Origin of the sequence: Streptomyces reniochalinae (genome assembly GCF_003323735.1) — a bacterium.
In the GTDB taxonomy this organism is placed as follows: domain Bacteria; phylum Actinomycetota; class Actinomycetes; order Streptomycetales; family Streptomycetaceae; genus Streptomyces; species Streptomyces reniochalinae.
Window position 1 is genome coordinate 329,119 of sequence record NZ_QOIM01000037.1, and the last position, 11,624, is coordinate 340,742.

An 11,624-nucleotide genomic window follows, 5' to 3' on the forward strand; every position below is an offset into this window, starting at 1 on the left:
GGGCGGGGGGCGTCGGCTGGGGGGAAGGCGGCTACACCACCAACGAGAGCAGCAGCAGGAGCACCAGCGCCACGACGGAGATGATGGTCTCCATCACCGACCAGGACTTGATCGTCTGGCCGACGTTCATGCCGAAGTACTCCTTGACGAGCCAGAACCCGGCGTCGTTGACGTGGCTGAAGAACAGCGAACCCGCGCCGACGGCGAGCACGACGAGGGCGGCCTGCGCCGTGGACATGTCGGCGGCGAGCGGCGCCACGAGCCCCGCCGCGGAGACGGTGGCGACCGTCGCGGACCCGGTGGCCAGCCGGATGCCGACGGCGATGAGCCAGCCGAGCAGCAGCGCGGGGACGGACCAGTCCTGGGAGACGTCGAGGATCATCTGGCCGATGCCGACGTCGACGAGCGTCTGCTTGAAGCCGCCGCCCGCGCCGACGATGAGCAGGATGCCCGCGATCGGCCCGAGGGAGGCGCCGACGGTGGACGAGAGCCTGTCCCTGGTGAACCCGGCGGAGCGGCCGAGCGTGAACATGGCCACCAGCACGGCGACGAGCAGCGCGATCATCGGGTCGCCGATGACATCCATCACGCGCTGCACCGTGTTCTCGGTGTCGTCGATGACGATGTCGGTGAGCGCCTTGGCGAGCATCAGCACGACGGGCAGCAGCACCGTGGCGAGCGTGATGCCGAAGCCGGGGCGCTTGCCGGGATCGGCGCCGGCGCGCTCGGGGACGACGCCTTCGGGCGGGGTCGTCTCGACCCAGCGTGCGGCGACCTTGCCGAACAGCGGGCCCGCGACGACCAGCGTCGGAATGCCGACGACGAGGCCGAGCGCGAGGGTCACCCCCAGGTTGGCGTCGATGGCGTCGATGGCCACCAGCGGCCCCGGGTGCGGCGGGATCAGCCCGTGCATCACCGAGAGACCCGCCAGCGCCGGGATGCCGACCCGCATCACCGAGTAGTTGCCGCGCTTGGCCACCAGCAGCACGACGGGGATCAGGAGGACCAGCCCCACCTCGAAGAACATCGGCAGCCCGACGATCCCGGCGATCAGCGCCATGGCCCAGGGGATGGTGCGCCTGCTCGCCCTGGCCAGGATGGTGTCGACGATCTGGTCGGCACCGCCGGAGTCGGCGAGGAGCTTGCCGAGGACGGCGCCGAGGGCGATGAGGACGCCGACGCCGGAGACGGTGTCGCCGAGCCCGGTGGTGAAGCTGGAGATGGCCTTGTCCAGGGGCGCCGCGGCCACGGCGCCCAGGACGAGGGAGCCGACGGTCAGCGACAGGAACGCGTGCAGCTTGAACCGCGTGATGAGCAGGACGATGACGGCGATGCCGACGAGGGCGGCGATCCCCAACTGCGCGTTGCCGGCGGAGGTGATGGGGTCGGGCTGCGACCCGGCGGCCAGCATCTCCACGCTGAGATGTCTCACGGCTCTTCCTTCTTCGCTGTGGGTGGGGGTGGGGAGGGGGCGGGGGTGCGGGGACCGGGGTCAGGCGTGCGACGCGGCCCCGGTGGGGGCCTCGCCCGTGGCCTCGGGGGTGGCCACGGGCGAGGGGACAGGCGCGTGCCCCGGCCGCAGTGCGGCCAGGGCACGCCGGGCGACGGCCCGCGGCCCCGGGGCGACGGAGACGGACACGCCCCGCTCGTCGGCCTGGAGGGGTTCGAGCGTCGCGAACTGGGAGTCCAGTAGGGCGACGGGCATGAAGTGGTCGGCGCGCTCGGCCATGCGGCGGCCGATCAGCGCACGGTCGCCGGTGAGGTGGACGAAGACGAGGTGGGGGGCCGCGGCCCGCAGCCGGTCGCGGTAGGCGCGCTTGAGCGCGGAGCAGCTGACCACGCCGCCGCGGTCCGCGTGGCCGTGCGCCCAGGCGCCGATCGCGTCCAGCCAGGGGGCACGGTCGGCGTCGTCCAGGGGGGTGCCGGCGGACATCTTGGCGACGTTGGCCGGCGGGTGGAAGGCGTCGGCCTCGGCGTAGGGAACGTCCAGGTCCTCCGCGAGCAGCCGGCCGACGGTCGTCTTGCCCGTGCCCGCCACGCCCATGACGACCACGACTTGGCTCTGCGTGGACTCACCCGCTGTGTTCATCGGCCTCACTGCTGTCCTCATCGACCTCGGCGCCGAGCACACTCAACCTCATAGGTCACACGTATTCAATAGTCGGACACGAATTAGTCATACTTAATTGGGGTGACGATGAGCACGTAGGCTGAACGTCCCGGTGCGCTCGCCGAGCGTGCACACGGCAGGGGAAGACGAGGAGAGCGCCACTCATGACCAGCCAGGGGGCGGGCCGCGAGGAGACACCCGCGCGCGAGCGCGGCCTGCACGCGCGGCTGCTGGCCTCCCTCGGCCCCTCGATCACCGCGGGCGAGTACCCGCCCGGCACGGTGCTGCGCACCGAGGAACTGGCGAGCCGCTACGAGGTCTCCAGGACGGTCGCCCGGGAGGCGGTGCGGGTGCTGGAGTCCATGCACCTGGTCGAATCCCGCAGGCGGGTCGGCGTGACGGTGCTGCCGCCCGAGGAGTGGGACGTCTACGACCCGCAGGTGATCACCTGGCGGCTGGCCGGCACCGACCGCGGCCGCCAGCTGCGCTCCCTGACCGTGCTGCGCTCCGCCGTCGAGCCCGTCGCCGCCCGGCTCGCCGCCGAACTGGCCACCCCCGAGGAGTGCGCGGGCCTGACCGAGCACGCCCTGGGCATGGTCGCCACCTCACGCGGCCAGCAGCTGGAGAACTACCTGGTGCACGACGTCGCCTTCCACCGCACCGTGCTGCGCGCCTCCCGCAACGAGATGTTCGCCCGCCTCGGGGACGTCGTCGCCGCCGTGCTGGCCGGGCGCACCCACCACGACGTCATGTTCACCGACCCACGCCCAGAAGCCGTCACCCTCCACGTCAACGTCGCCGAAGCCGTCCGCGAGCGCGACGGCGCACGCGCCGAGGCCGCGATGCGCACGATCACCGAGGACGCGATGGCCGAACTGGACGTCCTCGCTCCCTGACCCGGCCCCTGACCGGCTGCCCCTGACCGGTCCCGGTCGGTCCCCCGGGCGGCGCCTCCCAGAGCGCGCGAGGTGACCGCCGCGTCGACGATGGCCCCATGGCGCAGCCCCCCGGACCGTCCCAGGACCGGCGGTCCCCCGACCACCAGTCCCCGGTCCCGCCGCCCGACCGGCCCCGCTGGACGTGGCCGCTGCTGGGGCCGCTGGTGGCGGGCCTGTTCGTCGCCTACTTCCTGCTGCCCGCACGGACGCTGGGCCCCGAGCGCCCGGAACTGAGCTGGGCCCTGCTGATCCTCGCGCTGACGGCCATCGCCGCCCTGCTCCTCAAGCACATGAGGGACGCCCTGTTCGACCGCCCCGGCACCGTGGTCGCGCTGATGTCGCTGATGTGCCTGTCCGTCCTGGTCTTCTCCTCCGCCTACTTCGTGATGTCCCACCACCCCGGAGAGTTCCAGGGCCTGCGCACCCGCCTCGACGCCCTCTACTTCACGCTGCTGACAGTGGCGACCGTCAGCTACGGCGACATCCAGCCGCGCGGCCAGTCCGCGCGAATGGTCATCCTCCTCCAGATCCTCTACACGCTCGTCTTCCTCACCGCCGCGGCCACCTCGCTCTCCGGCAAGCTCCGCCGCGCCGCCGCCAGCCGCCCCCCGGGCGGCCGCGAACACAAGCACGGACCTTCCCCGTGAGCGGCCCGCGCTACCCCTCCGGCGCGTCCAGCGCGGCGAGCTCGTCCCGCAGCCACTGCGGGGCCAGCGGATAGGCGGCGTACTCGCGCGCGTGCGGCAGACACGCCTCCACGACGCGGCCCGGACCCGAGTTCACCTCCACGACCGCCACCACGACGGTCGCCTCCCGCCACCGCTCGCACGGCAGGCAGTACCCGCCGCTCACCGCTCGCCCCGCAGGGCCTCGCGGAGCCGCTCCGGGTCCGTCAGCGCGGAGCCCGCCTCGTACGGAACGGCCCAGTACGGGCCCGGCGGCCCGGTACGGTCCCGCGCGGGTACAGGCAGCCAGCACGCCACCGACAGACACGCTGCCTCCCCCGCAGACCCCCACTCCACCCCCGCCCGCGGCTCCACCAGCCAGTACAGCCACGCGCCGTACGGATCCCCGATGACCCCACCGCACGCCTGCCCCAGCCGCCGGATCGCCCTGCGCCCCCGCCCGCACGGCACCCGCACGGCGTCCCACCACACCCCCACGGGCGTGAGCGTGAACGGCGCGTGCGACGGAGGGGACCATTCCTGTACGTGAGTCGCGGCCGGTGTGTCGTGCATGCGGTGTGGCTCCTTCCGGGTGACGCCAGGAGCCGCTGACGGTAGGCCGGTGGGGGCGGGCGCAGGGGTACAGACTGTCCCCCCGTCCCGCCCTGTCCCGGACACCGGCCTGAGTGGCCTCAGGCGACCGCGACGCCCACCGCCGACGCCAGTTCGCCCGCTTCGGTACGCAGCGCACGGGGCGCCCGGCGCCAGAGCTCGGCCGTCGCCGTGCGTGCCGCAGGCGTGTACCGCACGGTCTCCGCGCCGATGGCGTGCGCCTTCTGCATGACGTGCAGAGCGGCCGTCGCGTCGCCGCGCTGGAGGTGGCCACGCGCCACCTCGACCCACAGCCGTGCCCTGCGCTCCGTGGACGGCATGGTGTCCGGGTCGATGTCGTCGGCGAGGGAGAGCGCCTTGCCGCAGGTGCGCAGGTCGGTTGCCACCGACACGGCGTGGAAGCGGACGTTCGCCCGGCTGAAGACGGTCGAGGGGTGCACGTAGGCCGGGGGAAGTGAGCGGGCGGCGCGGTCACCGGTGTCCCAGTACCGCCAGGCGTCGCCCTCGCGCCCTTCCCGCGCGCAGGTGACGGCGGCGTGCAGCTGAAGCGCCCCGTAGACGCCGCGCCGTTCGTGTTCCGGCCCCGTGCCCTCCGACGCGTCGTCCAAGTGCGGACTCAGCAGCTCCGCGGCCTCCGTGACCGTGCGCAGCGCCTCCTCCGGGTAGGAGGTCTCCCGCAGCACGTTGCCCATGTTCCACGCGGCCGCCGCGATCGCCACGGGATCGTCCGCCTGCCGCGCCGCCGCGAGCGCCCGGTCGGCGACGACCCATGCCAGCTCCGCCGGGGCCACGTAGGCCGTCGCCTGGCCGACCAGCCGGTACGTGTCCGACAGCGCCACCAGCGCCGGTCGGCGCCGGCCCGCCCCGTTGGCCGACCGCGCGGCCGTCTCGGCATCGCGGATCAGCGCGGGCAGCAGCGCCCCGACCTCCGTACGGTTGCGGGCCGAGGTGTGCCACAGCCGCCACGTCTGGTCGACACGTCCCCGGAGGGCGGCGACATCGACACCCTCCGGGGGCGTCCCCTCAGGTACGACGCCGCGCAACATGACGGCCGACCAGATCTCCGGCATCGCCGGGTGGCTGAGCCGACCCAGCGGCACCGGCTGGGCAATGCCTTCGGCGCCGGTGAGCGCCGACAGATCGGAGAGCTGGAGCGCGGCGGCGAGCCGGAGCAGGAGGGTGTAGGAGTCCAGGTCCCGCTCCCCGGCCTCGATCTTCTTCAGCCAGTCCGGGCCCCGGCCGCACAGTCCGGCGAGCACGGCCCGCGTCATCCCCCGGGCCTCACGAAGCGCCCGCACGCGGTCACCGACGCTGAGGCCCCCTGCTGCGAACTCGGGCTTCTGGGACGGCATGTGGCCTCCATTCCTCGATACCGGAACGGTACGCCCATCCCCCTGACCCGGCCACGGGCGAATCGAGAGGTCGTGCGTCGGGTGACGGGCCACTCGGGGTGCCCTCATGGAAGGATGCGGGTGGCCGTGCGAGTGGATCGCTGACGGGTGGATGGCCGTCCCTGCCAGGCGAGTCGGAGCAGAGCCGATGACGATGCGCACCGTGACCATCACCGGGGCCCGGACGACGGGGCACCGGGACCCCGCCCACTACGCGCGGCTCTTCGCGCACTACCTGGCCCCCTTCGGGCCGGAGGCGCACTTCCATCTCGGCGGTGCCCGCGGCATCGACAGCCTCGCTCTGGCGTGGCTGGCTGCGCAGACGCCGGCCCGGATCACCGTTGTGGTGCCCGGCGTTCTCGACCAGCAGCCGCCCGAGGCGCGGCACGCGGTCGCCCGGGCCGGGGACCGTGTCGCGGAGCTGGTCGAGTTGGGTGCCGAGCCGCTGGACGACGCCGCGTATCTGGCGCGGAACCGGTGGATGGTGGACCGCTCCGAACTCGTCATCGGTTTCCCCGTCGGCACCAGCACCGTCTCCGGTACGTGGCAGACCCTCGACTACGCGGCCCGCCAGGACAAGGCCCGCCTGATCGTGCCGATCTAGTACGCGTTCCGGGCGGCGGAGTGCATGGCGTGGGGGAGGCGGGGCACTCGGGCCGCGGAGGTGGATAGACATGGGACCGTTGCTGCTCGTGCTGTTGCTCGCCCTGCTGCTGTTCGGCGCGGGGTTCGCGCTCAAGGCGCTGTGGTGGATCGCGGTGATCGTGCTCGTGGTCTGGCTGCTGGGCTTCGTCGTCCGGCCCACGACGGGAGGACGGCGCGGCCGCTGGTACCGCTGGTAGCGCCCGTGGAGCGCTGAGGAGCGCTGAGCTACCGGCCCGCCGGGCCGCCCGCCCCGTCCCGTCACCGGGACGGGGCGGTCCGGCAGGGCCGGGGCAAAAGGTATGCCGCACGTATGACGCGTCGTAAGGTCGCGAACATGGATACAACCGCCCTTCTCGACGATGCCTTCACGAGGGTGAACGGCGAGGTCCACGCCGCGCTCGACGGCATCCGGAACACGTATCTGACCGAGCGGATCGATCCGGGCGCGAACACCGTCGCCTGGCTGGTCTGGCACCTGACGCGGGTGCAGGACGACCACGTCGCGGACGCCGCGGGCAGCGAGCAGGTCTGGCACGCACAGGGGTTCGAGGAGCGGTTCGGGCTGCCCCTCGACGCGGACGACACGGGTTTCGGCCACTCGCCCGAGGACGTGGCGGCCGTACGGGTGGATTCGCCGGAGCCTCTGATCGCCTACCACGACGCCGTCCACCAGCGCACTCGCGAGTATCTGGGCACTTTGAGTTCCCAGTCGCTGGGCCGGATCGTCGATGACGCGTGGGACCCGCCGGTCTCCCTCGGGGTACGCCTCGTGAGCGTCATCGGCGACACGATGCAGCACGTCGGGCAGGCGGCCTTCCTGCGCGGCGTGCTGGAGCGTCGCGGCTGACGGCCGCACCCGGCCGCCGGGAGTACGACGACGGCGGAAGACACCGAGCGACAGACAAGCGCAGAACCGAGCGACAGACAAGAGCAGAAGAGAGGCGCGCCCCGTGATCCCCCAGCGCACCGCGACCAGCTCGACCCTCACCCTGCACGTCAACGACACCGCGCACGCCGTCACCGTCGACCACCGCGCCACCCTCCTGGACGTGCTGCGTGAACACCTGGATCTCACCGGCAGCAAGAAGGGCTGCGACCACGGTCAGTGCGGCGCCTGCACGGTGCTGTTGGAGGGGCGCCGCGCCAACAGCTGCCTGTTGCTGGCGGTGGCCCACGACGGCGCGCACGTCACCACCGTCGAGGGCCTGGGCGACGAGGAGCGCCCGCACCCGCTCCAGCAGGCGTTCCACGAGCGTGACGCCTTCCAGTGCGGTTACTGCACGCCGGGACAGATCGTCTCGGGCGTCGGCATGCTGTGCGAGGCGGCCGAGGGCCATCCGTCGCACGCGACGCCCGCCGAGGCGCTCGGCCACTCCACCGGGGCGCCGGCGCGGCTGAACCGCGACGAGATCCGCGAACGCATGAGCGGCAACATCTGCCGCTGCGGCGCCTACCCGCACATCGTGGAGGCGCTGGAGGACGTGGCCGAGGACGGCAGCCAGGCCCAGCGGGCCCAGCGGGCCCCGCGTGGCAGCGAGGTGCCGGCGTGAGGCCCTTCACCTTCGAGCGGGCCGCCAGCCCCGAGCAGGCCGTCTCCGCGTTCGCCGCCCAGCCCCGCGCCCGCTATCTGGCGGGCGGCACCAACCTGGTGGACCTGATGAAGCTCGGCGTCGAGACGCCCGAGCACTTGATCGACGTCTCCAGGCTGCCGCTGAACGAGGTGGCGACGACCCAGGAGGGCGGCCTGCGGATCGGCGCGAACGTGCGCAACAGCGACCTGGCCGCGCACCCGGCGGTCTGCCGCACGTATCCGGCGCTCTCGCAGGCGCTGCTGGCCGGCGCTTCGGGCCAGCTGCGCAACCTGGCCACGACCGGCGGAAACCTCCTCCAGCGCACCCGCTGCCCCTACTTCCAGGACACCTCGGCGCCCTGCAACAAGCGCGAGCCCGGCACCGGCTGCTCGGCGCGCGAGGGCGCCAACCGCGACATGGCGGTGCTGGGGTACTCGGAGCACTGCGTGGCCACCCACCCCTCCGACATGGCCGTGGCGATGGCCGCCTACGACGCCGAGGTCGAGGTGCTGGGCCCCGAGGGGGCGCGGACGGTGCCGGCCGCCGAGTTCCACCGGCTGCCCGGCGACACCCCCGAGCAGGACACGGTGCTGCGCCCCGGTGAGCTGATCTCCCACGTGACGCTGGGGCCGCCGCCCGAGGGGGCGCGCGCCGCCTACCGCAAGGCGCGCGACCGCGCCTCGTACGCGTTCGCGCTGGCCTCCGCCGCCGCGGTACTGGCCGTGGACGAAGGCGGCACCGTCCGGCACGCCGCGCTGGCCTTCGGCGGGCTGGCGCACCGGCCGTGGCGGGCCCGCAGGGCCGAGGAGGCGCTGATCGGCGCGCGGGCCGACGCCCAGAGCGTGGGGCGCGCCGTGGACGCGGAACTGGCGGCGGCCAGGCCGCTGTCCGAGAACGCCTTCAAGGTGCCGCTGGCCCGCAGCCTGGCGGTCACCCTCTTCACCCGTCTCGCCGAGAACCCGACCAGCCCCGCAGGGACGTGAGGACGATGGCCGTGACCGAGACCACCGAGGGCGTCCTGGGGGCGCCCGCACTGCGCCGCGAGGGCCGGGCCAAGGTCACCGGGACCGCGCGCTACGCCACCGAGCACACGCCGCCGGCCTGCGCCTACGGCTGGCCGGTGGCCGCGACCGTGGCGCACGGCCGGGTCACCGGCATCGAGGACGGGGAGGCGCTGGCGATCCCCGGCGCGCTGGCCGTCCTCACCCACGAGAACGCGCCGCGCCTGGTCGAGCCCGACGACCCCACGCTCTTCCTGTTGCAGAACGACCGGGTGCCGCACCGCGGCTGGTACGTGGCGCTGGCCGTCGCCGAGACGCTGGAGGCGGCGCGCGAGATGGCGCGGACCGTCCGCGTCGGCTACGACGAAGAGCCGCACGACGTGCTCGTCGCTGCCGACCACCCCGACCTGTACCACCCGGAGTGGGCCAACGGGGGTTACCCGGGCGACCAGCACAGCGGCGACTTCGAGAGCGCGTACGCGGCGGCCCCGCACCAACTGGACGCCACCTACGGCATCACCCCGCTGCACAACCACCCCATGGAGCCGCACGCCTCCACCGCGCTGTGGGAGGCCGGGCACCTGATCGCCTACGACTCCAGCCAGGGCGCCAGCACGGTCTGCCAGGTGCTCGCCGCCATGTTCGACATCGAGGAGAAGCAGGTCACCGTCGTCGCCGAACACGTCGGTGGCGGCTTCGGCTCCAAGGGCACCCCGCGTCCCCCCGTCGTCCTCGCGGCGATGGGCGCCCAGCACACCGGACGCCCCGTCAAGCTCGCGCTGCCGCGCCGCGAGATGCCCGCCGTCGTCGGGCACCGCGCCCCCACCGTCCAGCGGCTGCGGCTGGGCGCCCGCGACGACGGCACGCTCACCGCCCTCCAGCACGACGTGGCCACCCACACCTCCACCATCAAGGAGTTCGTGGAGCAGGCCGCCGTGCCCTCCCGCGTCATGTACGGCGCCGACGGCATCCGCACAGGGCACCGCGTGGTCCGGCTCGACGTGCCCACCCCCTCGTGGATGCGGGCACCCGGCGAGGCCCCCGGCATGTACGCGCTGGAGTGCGCCATGGACGAGCTGTCCTTCTCCCTCGGCCTCGACCCGGTCGAGCTGCGGCTGCGCAACATCCCGGAGACCGAGCCCGAGAGCGGCAAACCCTTCAGCAGCCACCACCTCGCCGACTGCCTGCGCGAGGGCGCGCGCCGCTTCGGCTGGGAGCGCCGCGATCCGCGCCCGGCCGCCCGGCGCGAGGGGGACCTGCTGCTGGGCACCGGCGTGGCCGCCTCCACCTATCCGGTGATCGTCGCCCCCTCCACCGCTTCGGTGCAGTCCATGGGCGACGGCACCTACCACGTGCGGGTCAACGCCACCGACATCGGTACCGGAGCGCGCACCGTGCTGGCCCAGGTCGCGGCCCAGGAGCTGGGCGTCGCGCTGGACGCCGTCCGTATCGACGTCGGCAGCAGCGACCTGCCGCAGGCGCCGCTGGCCGGCGGCTCCTCCGGTACCGCCTCCTGGGGCTGGGCCGTGCACAAGGCGTGCCGTGAGCTGCGCGAGTCGGACGGCAGCATCGTCACCGTCGACACCACCTCGGACGTGGAGGCGCAGGAGGACTACGCGCGGCACGCCTTCGGCGCGATCTTCGCCGAGGTCTCCGCCGACACGGTCACCGGCGAGGTGCGGGTACGCAGGATGCTGGGCGTCTTCGCCGCGGGACGCATTCTCAACGCCCGTACGGCGCGCTCCCAGTTCATCGGCGGCATGACGATGGGGCTGGGCATGGCGCTGACCGAGCACAGCAGCCTCGACGCCCGGCTCGGCGGTTTCGTCCAGAAGGACCTGGCGAGTTACCACGTCCCCGCGAACGCGGACGTCCCCGACATCGACGCGCACTGGATCGAGGAGCACGATCCGCACCTCAACCCGGTCGGCGGCAAGGGCATCGGCGAGATCGGCATTGTCGGCTCCCCCGCCGCGATCGCCAACGCCGTGCACCACGCCACGGGACGGCGTCTCCGCGACCTTCCGCTGACGCCCGACCGGGTGGGGGTGCTGGGGTGAGGGCTTGGCGGCTCGGTCGGCGCGGCGCTGTCCTCAGTCGTAGGCCGAGCCGTCCTCCATGGGGGCGGCGTAGCAGGCCAGGCGATGGTTGGTCTTGGCCGCGGCCTTGAGGATTCGCTCCAGGTCCTTGCGGACGTCCTGACCCTTCTTGGCGAAGGACTCCACCGTCACGTGCAGTTCGGTGTTCTCGTCCGGCTTCTTCTCCTCGGTGCACGGCAGGGCGGCTGCGGCCCCGCTCTGTGTGGACCAGCTCTCCTTGAAGCCGGACACCTTCCGCACCGGGTCGGAGGTGATGCGGTCGAGCGGGGAGGCGGCGTTCCGCTGCTTGACGCTCACTTGCAGGGCACGCTCCCCGTCGGCGTCGATGCGGCAGAGCGAGCTGTACTCACCCTTCTTCCGCGTCACTTTCTGCCAGCCGCTCACGTCGTGGGACGTGGGGACCACGCGGTCCAGCACCGATGCGGACAGGCCGAGGAGAACCGTGTGACAGGTGTCCGCGGACACCTCGGAGAACTTCTTGGGCTCCTTCCGTTGCCAGAGGGCCCCGCCTGCCACCCCCGCCGCGACCAGAGCCACGGCGAGGACGGTGAGCAGGGTGTCGCGGAGCAGGCGTTTCGAAGGCATACGTCCT

Annotated in this window: 14 protein-coding genes; 8 read left to right on the top strand and 6 right to left on the bottom strand. The window is 73.1% G+C overall.

Features of this window, described 5'->3' with window-relative positions:
• Positions 1-31: 31 nt before the first annotated feature.
• Positions 32-1,432, bottom strand: coding sequence for a GntP family permease (locus tag DQ392_RS19315; protein ID WP_114016866.1), 1,401 nt, complete (start codon positions 1,430-1,432; stop codon positions 32-34).
• Between the two features lie 60 nt (positions 1,433-1,492).
• Positions 1,493-2,089 carry a gluconokinase gene (locus tag DQ392_RS19320; protein ID WP_114016867.1) on the bottom strand — a complete coding sequence of 199 codons (597 nt, stop codon included), beginning with the start codon at positions 2,087-2,089 and terminating at the stop codon, positions 1,493-1,495.
• Between the two features lie 185 nt (positions 2,090-2,274).
• On the opposite strand from DQ392_RS19320, the gene DQ392_RS19325 reads away from it, so the two are divergent.
• Complete coding sequence (locus DQ392_RS19325) at positions 2,275-3,006, top strand: FadR/GntR family transcriptional regulator (RefSeq protein WP_114016868.1); 732 nt, start codon at positions 2,275-2,277, stop codon at positions 3,004-3,006.
• Positions 3,007-3,104: 98 nt separating this feature from the next.
• On the top strand, positions 3,105-3,695 hold the full coding sequence (locus DQ392_RS19330) for a potassium channel family protein (protein WP_114016869.1): 591 nt from the start codon (positions 3,105-3,107) through the stop codon (positions 3,693-3,695).
• 10 nt (positions 3,696-3,705) lie between these two features.
• On the opposite strand, the gene DQ392_RS19335 is transcribed toward DQ392_RS19330, so the two are convergent.
• The 3 genes from DQ392_RS19335 to DQ392_RS19345 all read right to left on the bottom strand — a co-directional run bounded on the left by DQ392_RS19335 (position 3,706) and on the right by DQ392_RS19345 (position 5,677).
• Positions 3,706-3,900, bottom strand: a complete 195-nt coding sequence (locus DQ392_RS19335) for a hypothetical protein (RefSeq protein WP_114016870.1) — start codon at positions 3,898-3,900, stop codon at positions 3,706-3,708.
• On the bottom strand, positions 3,897-4,286 hold the full coding sequence (locus DQ392_RS19340; RefSeq protein ID WP_114016871.1) for a hypothetical protein: 390 nt from the start codon (positions 4,284-4,286) through the stop codon (positions 3,897-3,899). Before DQ392_RS19340 ends, DQ392_RS19335 begins: the two co-directional genes overlap by 4 nt.
• Positions 4,287-4,405: 119 nt before the next feature.
• A complete protein-coding gene (locus DQ392_RS19345; protein WP_114016872.1) occupies positions 4,406-5,677 on the bottom strand; it encodes a helix-turn-helix domain-containing protein in 1,272 nt (423 codons plus the stop codon).
• A 187-nt stretch (positions 5,678-5,864) separates the two neighbouring features.
• Here DQ392_RS19345 and DQ392_RS19350 point away from each other — a divergent pair, with 187 nt between their 5' ends.
• From DQ392_RS19350 to DQ392_RS19375, 6 genes are all read left to right on the top strand, one after another.
• Positions 5,865-6,320, top strand: a complete 456-nt coding sequence (locus tag DQ392_RS19350) for a DNA-processing protein DprA (protein ID WP_114016873.1) — start codon at positions 5,865-5,867, stop codon at positions 6,318-6,320.
• A 70-nt stretch (positions 6,321-6,390) separates the two neighbouring features.
• Complete coding sequence (locus DQ392_RS19355; protein WP_114016874.1) at positions 6,391-6,558, top strand: DUF5670 family protein; 168 nt, start codon at positions 6,391-6,393, stop codon at positions 6,556-6,558.
• Positions 6,559-6,695: 137 nt separating this feature from the next.
• Positions 6,696-7,208, top strand: a complete 513-nt coding sequence (locus DQ392_RS19360; protein WP_114016937.1) for a mycothiol transferase — start codon at positions 6,696-6,698, stop codon at positions 7,206-7,208.
• Positions 7,209-7,311: 103 nt separating this feature from the next.
• Positions 7,312-7,911 (top strand): 2Fe-2S iron-sulfur cluster-binding protein, encoded by a 600-nt coding sequence (locus DQ392_RS19365; RefSeq protein ID WP_114016875.1) that lies wholly within the window; start codon positions 7,312-7,314, stop codon positions 7,909-7,911.
• A complete protein-coding gene (locus DQ392_RS19370; protein ID WP_114016876.1) occupies positions 7,908-8,915 on the top strand; it encodes an FAD binding domain-containing protein in 1,008 nt (335 codons plus the stop codon). Before DQ392_RS19365 ends, DQ392_RS19370 begins: the two co-directional genes overlap by 4 nt.
• A gap of 5 nt (positions 8,916-8,920) precedes the next feature.
• On the top strand, positions 8,921-10,993 hold the full coding sequence (locus DQ392_RS19375) for a xanthine dehydrogenase family protein molybdopterin-binding subunit (protein ID WP_114016877.1): 2,073 nt from the start codon (positions 8,921-8,923) through the stop codon (positions 10,991-10,993).
• Between the two features lie 33 nt (positions 10,994-11,026).
• Here DQ392_RS19375 and DQ392_RS19380 read toward each other — a convergent pair whose 3' ends face one another.
• Positions 11,027-11,617 (bottom strand): hypothetical protein, encoded by a 591-nt coding sequence (locus DQ392_RS19380; protein WP_114016878.1) that lies wholly within the window; start codon positions 11,615-11,617, stop codon positions 11,027-11,029.
• Between the last annotated feature and the right edge of the window lie 7 nt (positions 11,618-11,624).